Raw genomic sequence first — 21,474 nt, 5'->3', positions numbered from 1 at the left:
AATCAATGATTCAGCGTCGTCTGATTCCTACTTATATTTTCCTTGCAATCGTGTCTCTGGTATCGGTATTCCCGTTCTACTGGATGATCATGGCTGCTACAAATGACTATGTTGATATTTCGAGAGGTAAATTAACATTTGGTACAGCAGCACTTGAGAACTTCAGAAATCTGATCGATCAGCAGCCGCTGGCACTGGCAATGAAGAACTCTTTCGTTTATGCAATTTCAGTTACCATAATCTGTCTGCTCATCTGTTCACTGGCAGGTTATGGATATGAGATTTATCATGACAAATGGAAAGATAAATTATTTTCAGTTATCCTTCTTGGTATGATGATTCCTCAGGTAGCAACAATCGTTCCGTTGTACCGTATGTTTACAAAGGCACACCTGATCAATACAGCAGTTGGATTCTTCCTTCCGATGATTTCCACGCCGTTTATGATCATGATGTTCCGACAGAATTCCCGTGCATTCCCGGTAGATATCGTAGAAGCTGCACGAATTGATGGTCTGAGTGAGATCAAAATCTTTTTCCAGATGTATATGCCGGTTATGAAATCCACATATGCAGCTGCAGCAGTTATTACTTTCATGAATGCATGGAATGCATACCTGTGGCCAAAGGTAATCATGACAGATGGTGATTCTCTGAATATGGTTATGTTGATTGCAAATATGACAGGTGGTTATAAACTTGATTATGGTATGATCATGATGGGTGTATTATTCTGTTCTATTCCTACTATGGTTGTATTCTTTATCCTTCAGAAACAGTTTGCAGAAGGTATTACAGGTGCCGTTAAATAATGACGAGATAAATAGTCATATCAAACATAATATTGCAACTTATGCAACCCCACGGTGGTTCCGCCGTGGGGTTTTTCAAACAGAGCATAACCGGAAGTGCTTTTTCGGTTTTGATAAATGGATTCCGTCTGGAATCAGAACTTGATAAGTTCGGAAAGGAAATGAAAAATGGGCGTGAAATTTAATCATTTATGTTACGGTGGAGATTATAATCCAGATCAGTGGCTGGAGTATCCAGAGATTCTTGAAGAGGATATCCGTCTAATGAAGAAAGCACATGTTAATACGGTTTCACTTGGTATTTTTGCATGGGCAAAATTGGAGCCGGAAGAAGGTGTATATGATTTTGATTGGATGGAAGAAATTATCAATCGTTTGTATGAAAATGGAATTTATGTGTTTCTTGCAACTCCGTCCGGCGCGCGTCCGCACTGGCTGGCAGACCGTTATCCGGAAGTGCTTCGTGTAAATGAGATGCGTCAGAAAAATATCTTCGGACAGCGTCATAACCATTGCTACACATCTCCGATCTATCGTCAGAAAGTACGCCAGATAAATATGAAACTGGCAGAACGCTTTGGAGATCATCCGGGTGTTTTAATGTGGCATATTTCCAATGAGTATGGCGGAGAGTGCCATTGTCCATTATGTCAGAGTGCATTCCGTGGCTGGTTAAAGAAAAAATATAACAATGATATCAAGGAAGTAAACCGTAAGTGGAATACGGCTTTCTGGAGTCATGATTATCAGAATTTTGATCAGATCGAGAGCCCGACACCGCTGGGTGAGACATCCATTCACGGACTGGTTCTGGACTGGAAACGTTTCGTCAGCGATCAGACGATTGATTTCTGCAAAGCAGAGATCCAGGCATTGCGGGATGCAGGAAATCATAAGCCGGTTACGACGAATCTGATGTATAATTTCTCTACGATCAATTATCATGAGATGGCGAAAGTACTGGATGTAGTATCCTGGGATAACTATCCGCAGTGGCACAAGGGACCGGAACGTCTTGTTGCTATGGATAACGGCATGCAGCATGATATTATGCGTACGTTAAAGAAAGAGCCATTTATCCTGATGGAATCCTGTCCGGGTCCGACGAACTGGCAGTCTGTCAGCAAATTGAAACGTCCGGGAATGTTGGAGACAGCATCTTTGCAGGCGGTAGCGCATGGATCTGACAGTGTCATGTATTTCCAGATCAGAAAAGGTCGTGGCGGATTTGAAAAATTCCATGGTGCCCTGATCGATCATTATGGAAAAGAGGACGAGCGGACATATCAGGAGTGTAAAGAAGTTGGTGCAGACTTAGAACAGATCGATGAACTGAAACATGCAAATGTAAAAGCAGATGTGGCGGTTATTTATGACTGGGAAAACCGTTGGGCCGTAGAAGAAGCTCAGGGACCGCGTAATAAAGGCATGTTCTATAAAGAGACCGTCGAGAAGCATTATTATGCATTCCGTAAATTAGGTCTTAATGTGGATCTGCCGGATATGACGCAGGATCTGGATGGATACAAGATCGTGGTTGCACCGATGCTTTACATGTTCCGTGCCGGATTCGAAGAGAAAGTCCGTAAATTTGTGGAAAATGGTGGCACATTTATTATGACTTACTGGAGTGGTGTAGTAGATGAGAACGATCTGTGTGTACTTGGCGGAACACCGGGCGGTCTGATGGATGTCATGGGACTGCGCAGCACAGAAATTGATGCACTGTATGACGGCGAGACCAATGTAGTCAAAGCAGTTGTTGGTGATGTCTCTTATCAGTGCGAGCGTTTCTGTCAGTTGGTAGACGTAAAGACAGCAGAGCCGTTATTTGTATATGGCGAAGACTTTTATGCAGGAACACCGGCTATGACGGTCAATGAGTTTGGCAAAGGAAAAGCATATTATATCTGTGCAGATGCTGAGCAGAAATTCTTTGATAACGTGTATGAAGAAATTGTGACAAAAGCAGGGGTTGAAAGACCGCTGAAACAGCCAGTTCCGGAAGGCATCGAGGTGTGCACACGTCAGAGTAAGGATGCGGAATATGTGTTTATCCAGAACTTTAATAAAGTTTCAACTGTATTCAAACCGGAACTTGACGGGGCAGAAGTACTTTTCGGCGAAGTTACCGGGGAGATGAAACCGTTCTCAACCATTATTCTCAAACGGTAGGTTTCTGTTGGGATTCTTTGTATTAAAATGTAGAATCGGGAGAAGTCTAAGAAAATGGGAAAATTGTGTGAAAATCAGCAGAAAATTTATGCGGCCTATCGGGTTGCAAATCTGCTGGGTGTATATGAGGATTGTTCGCCGAATGGTTTTTATCAGAGATGGAAACAAAAGAATGCTTTCATGAAGGCGCAGGCGGAAGAGTTTGGAATTGGAAGTACCGATCATTTTATTGATGCCGTTGAGCGGACTGTGGATCAGCGGCGTGCAGAAACGGAATGGAAGAATGCGGATGCATGGAAAAATGGAACAGCGGCTTTTGGTGCGCGGTATCTGACTCCGGAGATGTATCTGGATTATGAGCTGAAGAGTATACAGCTGGCTTTTGCGACATATAAGGGCGAAATGGTTGGAAATCATAAATGCCATGTTTATACAGAGGATGAGAAGCGGGCATTTTATGATGTAAACCAGGATCTGTTTACAAGGTATCATGGTGATCTGTTTTCGTATGAAGAAGTGGACCTGATCATTGAAAAGTGGTTAAAGGTACAGGAGTATCAAGATATCATAGAAAGTGTTGTTGCAAATACGCATTTGAATGAAACGACCGTAAACGAAATATCGGCACAGGATGTGTCAGATGAAAAGTCAGATAATGCAGTTCGGTGGATAACAGAGTTTGAAAAAATCTGGAATCAGATGCAGGAGGAGAAGCGTCTGAGAGAAGATAAAAGCTGCCAGGAAGAAACTAAAAGTGAAAGCAGCATAGGGAACGGTGGTCGTTGCTATTATGTCAGCTCGCTTCACGGCGATGATGCGAATAACGGAGCAGAGGACCAGCCGTTGAAGAGTTTATATGCCGTAAACCGTTTGGATTTACAGCCGGGTGATCAGGTGTTACTGGAACGTGGTTCTGTGTTTGAAAATCAGTTTTTGCATCTGAATGTACAGGGGACAAAGGAACAGCCAATTTATATTGGTGCATATGGGAACGGTGCAAAGCCTTTGATCCAGACGAATGGTCAGGGCATCTGGTATCAGAATTATGGAAATGAGCTTGATGCACCGACACATGTATACAGAGGGTATGTTTCATCTGCGGTATTGTTATATGATTGCGAGTATCTGACGGTGGAGAATCTGGAGATTAGCAATAAAGGGGGCGTATTCGGAGAGACATATTCTGCTCCACACAAGATGAACCGTACAGGTGTGGCAGGAATTGCGAAGAACCGTGGAACGTTGCATGAAATACATCTGAGTAATTTATATATTCATGATGTAGAAGGTAATGTGTATGATAAACATATGAATAATGGCGGTATTTATTTTACCTGTCTGAAGCCGGAAGCAGAAGAAAAAACCGGCGTGGCACGATATGAGAATGTCAGTGTCAGAGGATGCCATCTGAAGCGGACAAGCCGTTGGGGAATTGCTGTTGGATACAGTTATAAATGCAAAGAGTTTATGACGGCAGAATTGCCGGATGAGTTGTTTGAACGGTATGGTCATCATAACATTTATATCGCAGATAATTATGTGGAAGAAATCGGTGGTGATGGCATCACCGTGATGTATGCCATGAAACCGCTGGTGGAGTACAATTCCGGTGACAGCTGTGCGTTGGAGATGAATGATCGCTATTATACTGAATCGGAGGACCGGGCAGGAAAAGTGGCGGCGGGAATCTGGCCATGGAAGTGCAAAGATGCATTACTTACTTATAATGAAATGCGTGATATGCGGCTGAATCAGGATAGTATGGCATGGGATGCAGACTCCGGGGATGGCACATTATATCAGTATAATTACAGCCATTTAAATGAGGGAGGCTGTGTCATGTTCTGCCTGGAAGAAGCCATTCATAATGAATTCCGTTATAATGTCAGCGTGGATGATCTGGGAGGGCTGATCAGTCCGTCCGGAAATCCGGATGCGTGGATCCATCATAATGTATTTTATCACAGAGCAGAAGTGCCATTTGTACGACCACATATGGATGATGGAAAATATGTGGCGGAGGAAAATGAAATCCATCTGATTTAAGAAAAATTTGAAATAAATAGTAGAAGCAGAAAAGTGACTGGTGTGTATAAGCAATGAATGATACATGCCGGTCACTTTTTTTGGAATACTACCTTTGGTACAATTAATGCAATTCTAAACCAAAGGTATTTTGTATGTCTTTTTTGTATAGACAACTATGTATTGATGTATAAAAAAAGAAGAATAGCGGATACTTTTATTTGAACGCAGAATAAGCAAGTAGCAAAAGCGGATTGCGAATGTCCGCTTTACCGCAGAATAAGCAAGTGGCGAAAGCGGATTGCGAATGTCCGCTTTACAAAGAATCGTCTGTTCTGGCTGAAAAATATCAGCTGTATGAATGGAAACTATACTTTTAATGCAGAAAGGAAAAAATATGTCTGTTTATCTGAAAATTGTGGATGTGTATGCGAGAGAGATTCTGGATTCCAGAGGGAATCCGACAGTGGAAGCAGAAGTGAAAGTAAAGGACGGGGAACATGTATTTACCGGGCGTGCAAGTGTACCTTCCGGGGCGAGTACCGGGGAGCATGAGGCGAAGGAACTGCGGGATACGGATTCCGGGCGGTATCACGGAAAAGGCGTGCATCAGGCAGTGGTCAATGTCAATGACCGGATCAAGGCCGTTTTGCTTGGAAAAGATGCAGCGAATCAGGTGCTGATCGATCAGATTTTAAATTGTACGGATGGTACGGAGAATAAGTGCAATCTTGGGGCAAATGCGACGTTGTCTGTTTCTATGGCCTGTGCAAAGGCTTGTGCAAAGGCATTGAATCTGCCATTACACCGTTATCTGGGCGGAGTATACGGAATCCGGATGCCAATGCCGATGATGAATATTTTGAATGGGGGGCGTCATGCAGACAACACGGTGGATTTTCAGGAGTTTATGATCGTGCCGGTGGGGGCACGGGATGATGAAGGCAATTTTATTTTTCGGGAAGGACTGCGCTGGTGTGTGGAAGTGTATCATAGTTTAAAAAAAATTCTGGAAAACGAAGGATATAGCACTGGCGTAGGAGATGAGGGTGGATTTGCACCGGATCTGAAAAATGCAGAGGAAGTGTTGGATTATCTGATGCGTGCAGTGGAAGAGGCCGGATATGAACCGGGCCGGCAGATAGCATTTGCACTGGATGTGGCAGCAAGTGAATTATATAACAAGGATTCCGGGGTGTATGATTTCCCGGGAGAGACAAGGCTGAAGCTGTCAGAAGCGATTTCACTGCCGGTGCATCGGACTACCGAGGAAATGATTTCTTATTACGAAGAACTGATTTGCCGCTATCCGATTGTATCCATTGAGGACGGGCTGCAGGAGAACGACTGGGATGGATGGTGTGAGATGACGAGGCGTTTGGGAGATCAGGTGCAGCTTGTGGGAGATGATCTCTTTGTGACAAATCCGAAACGTCTGAAAGAAGGCATCCGGAGAAAAGCAGGAAATGCGATACTGGTGAAAATCAACCAGATCGGGACTCTTTCCGAAAGCTTTGAGTCAATCGTGCTGGCGAAACGAAACGGTTACCAGACGGTGGTATCTCATCGTTCCGGGGAGACAGAGGATACCATGATCGCAGATATTGCAGTGGCTTTCAATTGTGGACAGATCAAGACCGGGGCACCCTGCAGGGGGGAGCGTACGGCAAAATATAACGAATTGCTCCGGATTGAGGAAATGGTGTAACTGTGTGATAACGGAGGAACTTTTTGCAGACAAAAAGAAAAATGAGAAACAGAGAAGAGACAGGCTATACGAACAGAGAAGAGACGGGAGGTCTTGTCAGAATGAATGAAATTTGTTATGCTATCTAATTAGTATTAATATGTTCATAAAATAGATAAAAAGGTGAACGCAAAAGAGAAGCACTAGCTGTTCCTGCAGGGAAATCTGCCTGAGATAGCTGCTTCTCTACATAAAAAGGTTTCAGATACAGGTGTAATAGGAAAAGAGAATTTTAATGAAAAAAATTTTTCAAAAGAGTTTGATATGGTTTATCTGTGCGGTATTTGTTTGTCTGTCAGGTGCGCAGACAGTCCGTGCGGCAGAGATTTCAGAACAGTCTGATCTGGCACAGCAGCTGGCTTACCAGGCAGCGTTGACGATGTATTATGATGACCGGTATTCGATCCAGAACGATTATCCGGATTATGTGATTGAGCGGATCAGTGGACAGATTGTGACGTCACGTCAGGTACAGAATGGTCAGGTCAGTTATGTCAGGGACAATAATGTACTGGTAAAGACTTCGGATACAACACTGACAGCTGCCGGCACCGGTACAGCGACAGTCGTACTGAAAAAGGGCAGTGGCAAGAATGCACAGTATAGGAATCTGCGTATTGATGTAAAACCGGCACGGCTGACGTTGATTTATCTGCTGGGTCAGAGCAATATGGAGGGCATGTGCTCCTGGAATACAGGATATGAAAACGACAAAAATATTTTAAATACGGCAGGAGCAGTGTATTCTACTTACCTGCCGACTGCTATGAATCCATCGAACTATATGACTGATATTTTCTGGTCAGAGTATGGAACGCGTTACAATGCGAATAAATTTGTACCACAGGCTCTGACAAGTGCGTACTCACTGGCTGGAACTGAGCTGCAATATCCGTTAAATACACTGACGACAGAAGTGCTTCCAAACCGGGGGAAAGGTGGCATGGACAGTGCCATTGCCTATGAGTGGCGGCAGCGGACCGGAGATAAAGTGTGGATTGCCAATCTGGCATATTCCGGTTCCAGAATTTATGAGTGGGTACCGGGAAATGATGTCTATGAGCGGGCAGCAGTGACAGCGCAGCTTGTACGGCAGGTTTATGCGGCAGAGATTGCAGCAGGACATTATACCACAGGAAATCAGCTTATGTTCTGGATGCAGGGGGAGCTGGACAGTCTGACAATACAGGCAGCGGATTACCGACAGCACTTCCTGAGCATGTATCAGGATTTTACAGCGCGTGTTCCGGTGGAAAAATGTGGGATTATTACCACAAGAACTGCAGCCGGCACACACAAATATACGGATGATCTTTATTTTACAGGCCCTCGTATTGCACAGTATGGTATGGGTGCCAGCCCGGAGCTGTCAAACATTTATGTGGTATGCAATGTGCATGAACAGTGGATTACCGATGAAGGGACGGCACAGTATTTCCGGAATCGCTATCCGTATGGCATTTTTACCTATCCGGTGCGCAATGGGGCTTATGCTATTCCGACTTGTATCAATGATGCTCATCATGATATCCATTTTTCTCAGATCGGGCATAATGAAAATGGCATTGTGGCGGCAGATAATATGTATGCAGTGGTATACGGTGCCTCTGCGGGTCAGAGAAATTTCGTCTGGAGAGATGCAGAGTATCAGGCAGTCAGTCAGGTGACGCTGCGCAAAAATAATGATATGGTGCTGGTTGGTATACTGGATCCGGTTTATCTGTCAAAACAGGTGAGTTACGTGACATCTGCCGGATTATCTTATGACTTCCGGACCGGAACACTGACGGCCGGTGCAGCAGCCGGGGATCAGTATGTGGATGCCCGGATGTCGGATGGTACATTGCTGGCGCGTCTGACGGTGCATGTGGTGGATCATTATGATTATGAGGATTCCGCCGGAAGACCATATACCGGATTGTATCAGCAGCAGGACGGACAGTGGATTTATGTAAAAAACGGATCCTGGGCATATGATTATACCGGTTTTGTCGCAAAAGATGGCGATTGGTGGTATGTGGAAAACGGCCGGATCACGTTCCATTGTAACGGGCTGGTAAGGGGGCTTGTAAATGGAAATGATACCTGGTGGTATGTCACCGGCAGCAAGGTAAACTTCTGTAATACAGTGGCTTCCAATGCCTGTGGCTGGTGGAAAATCACGAATGGACGGGTAGATTTTGATTTTTCCGGTCTGGCAGAAAACGCTTATGGCTGGTGGAAGATCACCAATGGTCAGGTGGATTTTAGCTATGTCGGCTATGAACAAAACGGATCCAACTGGTGGTATGTATATGGAGGCCAGGTATGCTTTCAGGCAACAGATGTCCTGCCGGGAACCGTAGGTGGTCAGTATGGCTGGTGGAAAGTCTGTGAAGGAAAAGTGAATTTCGATGATGATGTCTGTGAAAATGCCTATGGCTGGTGGAAAATTACCACAGGAAAAGTAGATTTTCAGTATACGGGCCTGGCACAGAATGCTTGTGGCTGGTGGATGATCCAGAATGGACATGTTAATTTCGGAAGTAACGGTCTGGTGGACAATGGAAACGGCTGGTGGCTGGTGAAAAATGGCGGCGTGGACTTTAACTATAACGGTCTGGTGGACAACGGAAACGGCTGGTGGCTGATAAGAAATGGCTACGTGGACTTTAACTATAATGGACTGGTGGACAACGGAAATGGCTGGTGGCTGGTGAAAAACGGATGTGTGGATTTTTCCTATCAGGGATATGTCCAGAATGAATGTGGTGTTTGGTGGGTCAGCAACGGTCAGGTACAGTTTTAACAAATATTAGAGGAGAAAAATGAATGCAGGAGACGGAACAGACACAGGAGCAGCAGGACACTGCACGGGAACTGGCGGGCAAAATCATGGTGTATGCCAGGGATGAACTGATGATATCCATGCGGTTTCTGGATCGGGCACTGTTTCGGATGCCGCTGATAGCGGCGGACAGTGTGGCGGCCTTTGGTGTGGACGGAGAGACGATGTATTACAATCCGGAGTATGTGCTGCATGCCTTTAAAAAAGAAAAAAACGCATGTACCAGGGCATTTTTACATATGATTTTTCACTGTATCTTCAGCCATCCTTTCCACTATGAAAAACTAGATCGGGAGTGTTGGGATCTGGCAACAGATCTGGCGGTAGAACATGTGATACTTGATCTGAATCTGCAATCAGTAAAACTGGAGCGTGATGGACAGATGCAACGGATCCTGTCACGGCTGCAGAAACAGGTACCGATTCTGACGGCGGAGAAAATCTATCGCTGGCTCTGTGAGCATCCGGAGAAGGCGGCAGAGTTTTTCCGTGAGGAGCCTCTTTTTATGTGGGATGATCATCTGAAATGGATTCCGGTGAAAGAAACACAGAATCAGGACCGCAGAAATGATAGCATTACCACGGATACGCGGACGGCCATGATCGGCTGTCATGAGGCAGACACCGGAGAAGAAGGTGAGCAGGAAGAGATTGATGAAGCACTGGTGGGGCAGCGTCAGGGAGAATGGCAGGAAGTCAGCCAGCATGCCAAGACGGATCTGGAAATGTTTTCCCATGAACAGGGATTTGGGGCAGGAAGCCTGCTGCTGAATCTGAATGCGGCATTGCGGGATAAGTATGATTACGGAGAATTTTTGCGGAAGTTTGCAGTACTTGGGGAAGAAATGCATGTCAATGACGATGAATTTGACTACATTTATTATACTTATGGTTTGCAGCTGTATGACAATATGCCGCTGGTGGAACCGCTGGAATACCGGGAGAACAAGCGTATCCGGGAATTTGTCATTGCAATCGATACATCGGGATCCTGTCAGGGAAAAACAGTGGAGCGGTTTCTGCGGAAAACTTATTCCATCCTGAAAAGCAGTGAGAGTTATTTTGAACGGGTAAATATCCACATCATTCAGTGTGATGAGAAAATCCAGCGGGATGTGAAAGTTACGACGGATGAAGAATTTGAACAATATATGCAGGATGTGGAGTTGTGCGGTTTTGGAGGCACCGATTTCCGTCCGGTGTTTGAATATGTGGACGGACTGATCCGCAGACATGAGTTTCAGGATCTGAAAGGACTGATTTATTTTACCGACGGACAGGGGACATTTCCGGAACGGATGCCGGATTATCAGACAGCATTTGTGTTTATCCAGGAAGGATATTCCATCCCGGAAGTGCCGGTGTGGGCAATCCGTCTGATCTTGGATGAAGAGGACGTATAGCAGGATATCGCAGGGAAAAGTACAGGAGGATAAAAGTACATGAATATACAGGAAGCAAAGGAACAGATTGAACAGGCGGTGCGTATTTATCTGATGAAAGATGAGTATGGCGATTACCGGATTCCGATCGAGCGGCAGCGGCCGGTATTTCTGCTGGGAGCACCCGGTATCGGCAAGACTGCTGTTATGGAGCAGATTGCCCAGGAGATGGATATTGCGCTCGTTTCTTATTCTATGACGCATCACACGAGACAGAGTGCACTGGGACTTCCGTTTATCAGTCACAAAAAATATCAGGGTGCAGAGTTTGATGTATCGGAATATACCATGAGTGAGATTGTTGCATCTGTATATGAGACGATGGAAGCGACCGGAAAGACTGAGGGAATCCTGTTTCTGGATGAAATCAACTGTGTATCCGAGACACTGGCTCCGTCTATGCTGCAATTTCTGCAGTATAAGACTTTTGGCAAACATCAGATCCCGCAGGGCTGGGTGGTTGCCACAGCCGGCAACCCGCCACAGTTTAACCGTTCTGTCCGGGAGTTTGATATCGTGACCATGGACCGACTGAAAGTGTTGGAAGTGGAAGCGGACTATGAGACCTGGCGTAACTATGGGGTGAATAAAGGAATACACGGTGCGATCCTGACCTATCTGGACATTAAAAAACAGGATTTCTATGTGATTGAAAATACTGTGGATGGAAAATCCTATGTCACGGCCCGTGGTTGGGAGGATCTGTCAGAGACACTTTATCTGTATGAAGAAAATAATTTTACCGTGGATGAAGTTCTGGTAGGACAGTACCTGCGCAACAAGCGTATTGCCCGGGAATTTTCTTCCTATTATGACCTGTATCAGAAATATAAAAAAGATTACCGTGTGGCACAGATCCTGGCAGGAAATGCAGATGCGGATGTGCGCAAACGTGCGAAAAATGCGGCTTTTGATGAGCGTATTTCCCTGCTGGGACTGCTGCTGGATGCCCTTCAGGAAAAAATCCGCCACAATGTCGAACTGGAAGATTCCCTGCGCCGGATACTTCCGGTCTTAAAGGAAATCAAAGCTGAGCTTGCAGCAGCGGATGACAGGGTAGATGCCGCTGCGATTATGGAACATCGTGCGGATACGCTGCAGCAGGAGATGGAGCAGGAGGACAAAGCAAATGCGTTGTCGTCTTCTGCGCGAAAAGGCTATCAGCTGATCCTTCATACACTGCGTCAGGATGCAAAAGAGCTTCGTATGAAAGATATCCGTGATGCGAATGCAGCATTTTTATATATCAAGGAAGCTTTTGATGAACAGGTGGGCAGCATGCAGGCGGAAAGCAGCCGGATCAGTCAGGAACTGGCAAATCTCTTTGCTTTTGTGGAGAAAATTTTCGGAGACGGCAACGAGATGCTGATTCTCGTAACGGATCTGACTGTCAATGCGGACAGCATGAAGTTTATCAGCAGAAATGGCAGCAAAGAATATTTCAAATACAACAAAAAATATCAGTTATATGAGAGACAGCAGGAAATCGCAGATGCTTTGGAACAATTACAGATATAGGGTTGAAGATGACAGTATCGTCATCGAAGATTACTGTGGGGAGGAACTGGATGTCAGTATCCCGGCAGAGATAGAAGGGCTTCCGGTAAAGAAGATTGCACCGGAGGCATTCAGCATCCACGGTGCAATGATTGAGCGTGTAGAAGTCCCGGGCAGTGTGACAGATATCGGAGACGGTGCCTTTAAGATGTGCATGAGTCTGGAAGAATTGGTGTTGCAGGAAGGTGTCTGCCGTATCGGAGAAAATGTCCTGCTGGTGACAGCAGTGACGCAGTTGTATCTGCCGACCACAGTGGAAAAACTGAAATGTCCATGGGAATGGGGAAAAGTAGCGGTTGATGTGGCACAGGAGAATCAGCATTATTTTTCAGATGGATATGGTTTATATGAGAAACGGGAAGACGGGTATGCACTGGTGGCAGCGCGGGCAGAGGATCAGAGAGTCCGGTATACGGTAGCTTCCAACACAACGGTGATTGAACGGCATGCCTTTGAAGGACAGATGTATATTCAGGAGGTAGAACTGCCGGAAGGTGTGATCAGTATCGAGGAGGAAGCCTTTGAAAGCTGCCAGGCTCTGCGGCGGATCGTATTACCGGAGGGACTGACCAGGATCTGCGCGGATGCATTTCGGTGTTGCATCAGTCTGGAAGGACTGGAACTTCCTTCTACGCTGAAAGATCTGGGAGAACATGCGGTGACGGATACTTACGGCTGGAGTCCGAGCATGAACGGCATTATGTATATGCGTGTGCATCCGGACAATCCATATTTTTATCATGATGCCAATGCATTTTATCAGAGAAGGGAGAATGGAAGCCTTCTGATCAAATATTTTGGTAAAAATGAGGTATGGAAGATTCCGGAAGAAGTAACGGAACTTGGTGCTATGGCACTGCGCCGTTCGAACCTGCGGGAAATCATTATCCCGGAGACTGTAAAAAGCATATCGAAGGATGCTTTTGCAGAATGTGGCCGGCTGGAGTGCATGGAATTTGCGGCGGATGGCGTAAAACTGTATGTTCCGGAAAATCCGGTGTATCGGAAAGGAGAAATCAGCAGTCTGTTTTATCGGGACAACGCAGGGCAGCTGCATTATGATTATGAGACATATGATTCATTACTGGCGGACTGGTCCCAGATCCTGATCCGCTGCCGGATGGCAGCTTTCCGATTGGAATATCCGGTGCAGCTTCCGACGGCTCGAAAGCGGGCGTATGAAGCACTGATTGCGGAGCATTTGAAAGATCTGGTGTATGATATCTGCAAAAGGGACAGTCTGATGGATCTTGCGGCACTTGGAAACGCCGGTATGATCACTGCAGAACATATTGAGGAAATGATCGACTGGACCACAGCGTGCCGCAGAGGAAAACTTACCGGATATCTGCTGGAGTATCAACAGGAACATTTTACAGAAAATACATTTGATTTTTCTTTATAAAAGAGGGGAATATGCAGCAACTGAGAAAATTACAGAAACTGATTATCGGAATGGGGGAAGCACTGCTTTGTTATGGTGCTGAGATTTCCAGGGTAGAGGAAACGATTCAGCGCGTGGCGGATCACTATCAGGTGGAAGAAGTGGAGATGTATGTCATCACCAACGGACTGTTTGTGAATTTGCATCAGCAGGAGGATTATACATACACACGGTTGAAATATGTACCATCGATATCTGTAAATTTAAAAAAATTATGTGATATTAATGAACTGTCCCGCAGAATCGAACAGGAAAACCTGTCTATTGATACTGCCTTTGAACGTTTGCAGGAGATTCAGAAAGCAAAAAATGAACCGGTATGGGAGCTGGTGTTTTCTTCCGGTGTGGGTGCAGCTGCGTTTGGTTATCTCTTTGGCGGAAGCCTCTGGGATTGCCTGGCAGCGTTTGTGTGCGGTGTGATCCTGCAGCTGTTTTTCAGTTTTCTGGATGAAAAACAAGTCAATATTTCAAAGGTGTTACTGGATATCATAGGGGGACTGCTGGTGACGGTTATCTGTGTGGTGTTGAACCGCATCGGGGTATCAGAACATCTGGATCTGGCTATTACGGGTGCGATCATACCGATGATTCCGGGTGTGGCTTTTACCAATGGAATCCGTGACATTGTGGATGGTGATTATCTGTCAGGATGTGTCCGGCTTCTGGATGCCATTCTGGTATTTTGTTCCATTGCCATTGGTGTGGGGCTGGGGCTCAAACTATAAGGAGGAGAAATCAATATGCTGATTAATGCAATCGGACAGCTGGCTGCAGCATTTCTGGCAACTATCGCATTTTCCGTACTATTCCATGTGCCGAAGAAACAGTATATCATCTGTGGACTGACAGGAACCCTGGGATGGCTGGTGTATCTGCTGGTGAAGTTTTACTTTTCCAATACACTGGCATGTTTTGCGGCAACTGTGGTGATCGTATTCTGTGCACGGTTGTTTGCTGTCTGGCGAAAAGTGCCGTCGAACGTATTTATGATATCCGGGATCTTTCCTATCGTCCCCGGCATCGGTATTTATAATACAATCTACGATATTATGATCGGAGATGCAGCGGCAGCCATGAGCAGCGGATTGGAGACTTTTAAGGCGGTGGCAGCCATTGTGCTTGGTATCGTATGTGTCTTTGTAATTCCGAATAAATGGTTTCGGAGCCTGTGGTAGTTACCGTTCTGTCTGCGAATGATGCGTGTGCTCTGAACATAGTTGAGGTTAAATGTACAGTTTTAATGGGTTAAATTGAAAAAATAATTGCTTTTTAGAGTCAGATATGCTATCATATCAGATGATTATGGGTGTCTTAGGACATTTAAGAAGTTTAACCGTGGGAGGTGGATACAGTGGAAATCGCAAGAACAATCATACAGATCGTATTTATTATATTAAGTATTATCATGACAGTTATCGTATTAATGCAGGAAGGTAAGAACAATGGACTGGGAGCATTAACCGGTTCCGCCGATACTTATTGGAGCAAGAATAAAGGACGTTCCATGGAAGGGATGCTTGTTAAGGTTACAAGAGTTCTTCTGGCACTTTTCCTTATCATTTCCGCAGTACTGACAATTGGACGTTTTCAGTAAGAATACCTAAGAGGCTGTCGTTATCGACAGCCTTTTACTTTGTTTTTGCCTTATTCAGGAAAAGATATGGAAACGTTTTTTCGGGGGATAGAAAATTATGAGAAGAGAATTATTAGAAGAGAGAAAACAGACGGTATACGGACTGATCTGTGATGAGTTTTATGTACCAATGAAGGCAAAAGAGATGGCCATCCTGATGAATGTGCCGAAAGCTCAGCGTCACGAATTGCAGGAAGTGCTGGATGCACTGGTGGCAGAGGGCAAGATCGAAGTTTCATCGAAAGGAAAATATACGAAGGGAACAAGTCCGAATCTTACCGGTGTCTTTACGGCTCATGCCCGTGGATTTGGATTTGTCACCATCGAGGGTGAGACGGAAGATGTTTTTATTCCGGAGAGCAGCACGAATGGTGCGATCCAGGATGATGTAGTGCAGATCGCACTGGTTCCTTCCAGTGGAAAACGTCGGGAAGGAAAAGTAGTAAAAATTGTGGAACACGGACTGAAAACGGTCGTTGGAACCTTTGAAAAAAGCAAAAATTTTGGTTTTGTCCGCCCGGACAATCCACGGATCAATATGGATATCTTTGTTCCGGCTGAGCGTTCCAAGGGTGCAGTCACCGGACATAAAGTAGTAGTGGAACTGACGTCTTATGGTGGAAGTGGCAAAAAACCGGAAGGAAAAGTTATCGAAATCCTGGGGCATGAGAATGATCCGGGAACCGATATCCTTTCTCTGGTGAGAGCTTACGGATTACCGATGGAATTCCCGGAGAAAGTGCTGAATCAGGCAGAACGAGTGGCAAAGGATGTGACATCTGCGGATATGGCAGGGCGTATGGATCTGCGGAACTGGCAGACCGTTACCATCGACGGTGAGGATGCCAAAGATCTGGATGATGCGGTGACATTGACCAGAGAAGGGGATTTCTGGCAGCTTGGTGTGCATATCGCAGATGTGACGAATTATGTGCAGGAACATAGTGCGCTTGATGTGGAAGCATTAAAGCGTGGTACCAGTGTGTACCTGGTAGATCGTGTGATCCCGATGCTGCCACATACGTTGTCTAACGGAATTTGTTCGCTGAATCAGGGAGAAGACCGTCTGACACTGAGTTGTATTATGAAAATCGACGGGAAAGGAAACATTGTAGATCATCGCATCGCGGAGTCAGTCATTAATGTGGATCGGCGTATGAGTTATACAGATGTAAATAAGATCATTACGTTGAAGGATCCGGAGAAAACCGAAGAGTATAAAGAGTTTGTACAGATGTTTTTCGATATGAAGGCAGTGGCAGATCTGCTTCGTGCAAAACGCCGGAAACGTGGTTCCATTGATTTTGATTTTCCAGAGACCAAGGTGATCTTGGATACACAGGGACATCCGGTGGAAATCAAACCGTATGACCGCAATCCAGCCACGAAGATCATCGAAGATTTTATGCTGGCGGCTAATGAAACCGTGGCGCAGGATTATTTCTGGCAGGAACTGCCTTTTGTATACCGTACCCATGAAGTTCCTGATACAGAAAAAATCAAAAAACTCAGTACGTTTATCAATAATTTCGGATACAATATCCATATCGGTTCTGATGAGGTGCATCCGAAGGAACTGCAGAAACTGCTGACAAAGATTGAGGATACTCCGGTGGAGGGGCTGATCTCGCGGTTGACACTGCGTTCCATGAAGCAGGCAAAATACAGCGTGGAGTGTGTGGGGCATTTCGGACTGGCGGCCCAGTACTATTGCCATTTCACATCACCGATCCGTCGTTATCCGGATCTGCAGATCCATCGGATCATCAAGGACAACCTGCGGGGAAGAATGAATGAGAAGCGGATCGAACATTATTGGAAAATTCTTCCGGAGGTAGCACAGCAGACCAGTCAGCTGGAGCGTCGTGCGGATGAGGCAGAGCGTGAGACGATCAAGATGAAGAAAGTGGAATATATGGAGAGCCGTATCGGAAATGAGTACGAAGGTGTCATTTCCGGCATTACAAATTATGGGCTGTATGTGGAACTGCCGAATACGGTGGAGGGCATGGTGCATGTGACCACTCTGCGTGGAGACTACTACAATTATGTAGAAAGTACCTATGAGATGGTAGGTGAGAACAGCGGTAAGAGCTATAAGCTTGGACAGACTGTAAAAATCCGTGTGATCGGTACGGACAAACTGGTGCGCAGAATAGATTTTGAATTGGTGGAATCTTAAAAACTTGGCTTCCGGCTGAAGGTTTAGTAAAGGTGGAAAACTTATGGGAAAAGACAGATACAAATTAGTTGCAAATAATAAAAAGGCCTATCACGATTATTTTATTGATGAGACATACGAGGCAGGTGTAGCACTGCATGGAACCGAAGTAAAATCTGTGCGCATGGGAAAATGCAGTGTCAAGGAATCCTTCATCCGAATTGAAAACGGGGAAGTAATAGCTTATGGATTGCACATCAGTCCCTATGAGAAAGGAAATATTTTCAATCGTGATCCGTTACGTCCGAAGAAACTGCTGCTTCATAAATATGAGATTAACAAACTGGCAGGAAAGATTGCAGAAAAAGGCTACACGCTGGTACCACTGAAAGTTTATATCAAAGGTGATCTGATCAAAGTAGAAATCGGTCTTGCCCGTGGTAAAAAACTGTACGACAAACGTCAGGACATTGCAAAAAAAGATCAGCGGCGTGAAGTGGAACGGGAATTCAAAGTGAAAAATCTGTATTAATGCCGGTTTGGCAAATGTCACTTTTAAATTTTTGCTCAGAAACAGGACACAAATGAAACGTTTATTCCAGTTCAGTAAAGGTAAACTGTTGGTTTAAAGGGATGCTTTTCTCTTGACGAACCGAAAGAAATCTCATATAATAACAAAGATCAGAATAGTAAGAATCTGATAACTGGCATGATCCGCCGAAGAAATTCGGGGATGTACTGGTTTCGACGGGGTTTTAAAAGCCGGAGAAGCGAGCCGTATGAAATGCGTTAAATTTCAAATCTAAATATAAACGCTGATAATAATAAATTAGCACTGGCTGCCTAAGTTGCAGCTTGTCTGACCGGGAGCACCTGCACTTTCGGATCCAGGCATCGACCATGCAGGAAACGACTTATACAAAGCTTTGCGTATAAGGGCGTAATATGAAGCTACTGAAACCGAAAACCGGTTACTGGGTGTTCGGCGGAGGGAATGTTAATACAGTGACTACGCTCGTAGAAGTACGGTGGCTGGAATTTCGGACAGGGGTTCGATTCCCCTCATCTCCATAAAATGACACCGAAAGCAATCGTGCTTTCAGGTGTCGTTTTTTGTTTGATCGAAAATCTCGGTGATTTTCTGTCAGAGAACAAGCATTTTGTGCAGGCAATGCGTACTTGCACGAGAAAAAATAGTAACTGTGGTTTACCTTGTGTTTTCCATAAAATAGACACATTTATCAGATATACTTTGAATGATAAAAAGAATCTTCTGTTTTAAAAACGGAAGATCAGATGTAAATCATATGGTAGAAAACCGGAGGAAGTCGGGATGGATAGATTAAAAATTCTTGTAGTTGATGATGAGAGCAGAATGCGCAAACTGGTGCGTGATTTTCTGGTAAAGCATGATTTTGATGTTGTGGAAGCCGGAGACGGTGAGGCAGCACTGGATTTATTTTATGATGACAAAGACATTGCACTGATTATTCTGGATGTGATGATGCCGAAAATGAATGGCTGGGAAGTGTGCCGTGAAATCAGGGAATCTTCCAAAGTACCGATCATTATGCTGACTGCAAAAAGTGATGAGAGCGATGAACTGATGGGATTTGAACTGGGTGTGGATGAGTATATTTCAAAACCGTTTTCACCGAAAATCCTGGTGGCCCGGGTGGAGGCTATTTTACGCCGGACCAATCAGCTGAATATGGAAGGCAGCCTGAATGTCGGTGGTATCTGCCTGGATAAAAATGCACATACCGTTACCATAGACGGAAAAAATATTGAAATGAGTTTCAAAGAGTTTGAACTGCTTACTTATTTTATGGAAAATGTCGGTATTGCTCTTTCCCGTGAAAAGATTCTGAACCATGTATGGAATTATGATTATTTTGGCGATGCAAGAACGATCGATACACATGTGAAAAAGCTGCGCAGCAAGCTGGGTGATAAAGGAGAATATATAAAGACCATATGGGGTATGGGTTATAAATTTGAAGTTTAAAAAAACAGCCCCATATGGTCCGGGACCAGATGGTCAAGCTATGCGCATGCACGCCCATATCAGACAAGCTGATATGTCATGGGGCATGGGATATAAATTTGCAGTTTAAAAAAGCATCCCCATATGGTCTGAAAAATTAAAGGATAAGAAGTAGTATGAAAAAACATTCACTGACGCGGCAAATTACATCCATTGTCAGTCTGTTGGTAGCAGGTGCAATCCTGCTTTGCTGGGTACTGAATACGACATTGCTGCCGCGTTATTACATGCACAATAAAAAAGAAGTTTTGATGGAAAACTATCAGACAATTTCCAATGCCAGTGCACAGAACGAACTGGAATCGGACGAGTTTGCCGTTACCTTTGATAATCTGTGCTCCAATGGAAATATTATGGCACTGATCCTGCAGCAGGACGGAAAGGTACTGCGTTCTTCTGTGAATGATCTGGATGCATTACGGACGGAATTCTGGGATGTTCTTTTGCACGGGGATAAAATGGAAGTGCTGTATTCCAACAAGCAGTATCAGTTATTGAAAAAGACAGATACCCGTCTGGATTCGGAGTATCTTGTTCTGGTAGGTGTACTGGAAAACGGAGATATGGTACTGATGCGTACTGCGGTGGAAAGCATCCGGGAAAGTGCGGCAATTTCGAACAGATTTCTTCTGTTTGCAGGGGCAGCTGCCATTGTGGCAAGTATCCTGGTGGCATTTTTCACGACAAGACATATCACGAAACCATTGCAGCAGCTGACGGATATTTCCAAGCGGATGGTGGATTTGGATTTCAATGCAAAATATGAAAGTGATCAGTCCAACAGTTATGAAGTGGAGGAACTGGGAAACCACATCAACCGCCTGTCTGAGAATCTGGAACGGACGATTTCAGAACTGAAGACAGCAAATGTGGAACTGCAGGATGATATTGAGAAAAAGATACAGATTGATGAGATGCGAAAAGAATTTCTGTCTAACGTGTCCCATGAGCTGAAGACACCGCTGGCATTGATCCAGGGTTATGCGGAAGGATTGCAGGAGTGTATTAATGATGATGCAGAAAGCCGTGAATTTTATTGTGAAGTTATCATTGACGAAGCGGATAAAATGAACCGTATGGTGAAAAAACTGCTGACTTTGAATCAGCTGGAGTTTGGCAATGATCAGGTTATCATGGAGCGGTTTGATATGACAGAACTGATCCGTGGTGTGGCAAATTCCACAAGAATCCTCATGGAGCAGAAGGGTATCCGTCTGGAACTGGAAAATTCAGAGGAAGCCTGGGTGTGGGGTGACGAATTCAAAGTGGAAGAAGTGATTACGAACTATATGAGTAATGCCATCAACCATGCAGATGGAGAAAAGCTGATTCGTGTGTTCTACACACGTTCAGAAGATAAATTGCGTGTCAGTGTATTTAATACCGGACAGCCAATCCCGGAGGAAGATATTGAGAAAATCTGGGTAAAATTCTACAAAGTGGATAAGGCGAGAACCCGGGAGTACGGTGGAAGCGGTATCGGTTTGTCCATCGTAAAAGCCATTATGGATTCTTTTCATCAGCGATGTGGTGTCATCAACCATGAAGATGGCGTGGAGTTCTGGATGGAACTTGCCACAAAATAAAAGAGGAGAGTAAAAAAG

General features: G+C 44.9%; 15 protein-coding genes and 1 other RNA gene. All 16 read left to right on the top strand.

What is annotated here, in order from left to right; genetic code table 11:
- The first annotated feature begins 5 nt into the window (after positions 1-5).
- The 16 genes from ACIRUQ_RS08740 to ACIRUQ_RS08665 all read left to right on the top strand — a co-directional run bounded on the left by ACIRUQ_RS08740 (position 6) and on the right by ACIRUQ_RS08665 (position 21,456).
- Positions 6-812: a carbohydrate ABC transporter permease gene (locus tag ACIRUQ_RS08740; RefSeq protein WP_055289509.1), complete on the top strand. Its 807-nt coding sequence runs from the start codon at positions 6-8 to the stop codon at positions 810-812.
- Positions 813-980: 168 nt separating this feature from the next.
- A complete protein-coding gene (locus tag ACIRUQ_RS08735; protein WP_022035500.1) occupies positions 981-2,987 on the top strand; it encodes a beta-galactosidase in 2,007 nt (668 codons plus the stop codon).
- 54 nt (positions 2,988-3,041) lie between these two features.
- Positions 3,042-5,033 (top strand): hypothetical protein, encoded by a 1,992-nt coding sequence (locus tag ACIRUQ_RS08730; RefSeq protein WP_242853575.1) that lies wholly within the window; start codon positions 3,042-3,044, stop codon positions 5,031-5,033.
- 376 nt (positions 5,034-5,409) lie between these two features.
- Positions 5,410-6,720, top strand: a complete 1,311-nt coding sequence (eno, locus tag ACIRUQ_RS08725) for a phosphopyruvate hydratase (protein ID WP_055289621.1) — start codon at positions 5,410-5,412, stop codon at positions 6,718-6,720.
- Between the two features lie 274 nt (positions 6,721-6,994).
- Positions 6,995-9,547, top strand: a complete 2,553-nt coding sequence (locus ACIRUQ_RS08720; protein WP_055289511.1) for a sialate O-acetylesterase — start codon at positions 6,995-6,997, stop codon at positions 9,545-9,547.
- A gap of 23 nt (positions 9,548-9,570) precedes the next feature.
- Positions 9,571-10,989 carry a VWA-like domain-containing protein gene (locus ACIRUQ_RS08715; RefSeq protein ID WP_055289513.1) on the top strand — a complete coding sequence of 473 codons (1,419 nt, stop codon included), beginning with the start codon at positions 9,571-9,573 and terminating at the stop codon, positions 10,987-10,989.
- Between the two features lie 39 nt (positions 10,990-11,028).
- Positions 11,029-12,546: an ATP-binding protein gene (locus tag ACIRUQ_RS08710; protein WP_022035505.1), complete on the top strand. Its 1,518-nt coding sequence runs from the start codon at positions 11,029-11,031 to the stop codon at positions 12,544-12,546.
- On the top strand, positions 12,521-13,990 hold the full coding sequence (locus ACIRUQ_RS08705; protein WP_055289515.1) for a leucine-rich repeat domain-containing protein: 1,470 nt from the start codon (positions 12,521-12,523) through the stop codon (positions 13,988-13,990). Before ACIRUQ_RS08710 ends, ACIRUQ_RS08705 begins: the two co-directional genes overlap by 26 nt.
- A gap of 11 nt (positions 13,991-14,001) precedes the next feature.
- Positions 14,002-14,754, top strand: coding sequence for a threonine/serine exporter ThrE family protein (locus tag ACIRUQ_RS08700; RefSeq protein WP_021738274.1), 753 nt, complete (start codon positions 14,002-14,004; stop codon positions 14,752-14,754).
- A 15-nt stretch (positions 14,755-14,769) separates the two neighbouring features.
- Entirely contained in the window at positions 14,770-15,204 is a 435-nt protein-coding gene (locus ACIRUQ_RS08695; protein WP_021738275.1) for a threonine/serine exporter family protein, read from the top strand.
- Between the two features lie 176 nt (positions 15,205-15,380).
- Positions 15,381-15,623: a preprotein translocase subunit SecG gene (gene secG, locus ACIRUQ_RS08690; protein ID WP_022035508.1), complete on the top strand. Its 243-nt coding sequence runs from the start codon at positions 15,381-15,383 to the stop codon at positions 15,621-15,623.
- Positions 15,624-15,720: 97 nt separating this feature from the next.
- Complete coding sequence (gene rnr / locus ACIRUQ_RS08685; RefSeq protein ID WP_022035509.1) at positions 15,721-17,844, top strand: ribonuclease R; 2,124 nt, start codon at positions 15,721-15,723, stop codon at positions 17,842-17,844.
- Between the two features lie 43 nt (positions 17,845-17,887).
- Positions 17,888-18,355, top strand: a complete 468-nt coding sequence (gene smpB / locus ACIRUQ_RS08680; RefSeq protein ID WP_021738278.1) for an SsrA-binding protein SmpB — start codon at positions 17,888-17,890, stop codon at positions 18,353-18,355.
- Positions 18,356-18,552: 197 nt separating this feature from the next.
- Positions 18,553-18,897: a transfer-messenger RNA gene (ssrA, locus tag ACIRUQ_RS08675) on the top strand.
- A 259-nt stretch (positions 18,898-19,156) separates the two neighbouring features.
- On the top strand, positions 19,157-19,831 hold the full coding sequence (locus tag ACIRUQ_RS08670) for a response regulator transcription factor (RefSeq protein ID WP_021738280.1): 675 nt from the start codon (positions 19,157-19,159) through the stop codon (positions 19,829-19,831).
- Positions 19,832-19,986: 155 nt separating this feature from the next.
- A complete protein-coding gene (locus ACIRUQ_RS08665) occupies positions 19,987-21,456 on the top strand; it encodes a cell wall metabolism sensor histidine kinase WalK (RefSeq protein WP_021738281.1) in 1,470 nt (489 codons plus the stop codon).
- Positions 21,457-21,474: the final 18 nt, after the last annotated feature.

Origin of the sequence: Eubacterium ramulus (genome assembly GCF_045002895.1) — a bacterium.
GTDB classification, from domain to species: domain Bacteria; phylum Bacillota; class Clostridia; order Lachnospirales; family Lachnospiraceae; genus Eubacterium_I; species Eubacterium_I ramulus.
The sequence above is the reverse complement of the archived record's forward strand: the minus strand, read 5'-3'. Positions and strand labels throughout refer to the sequence as shown.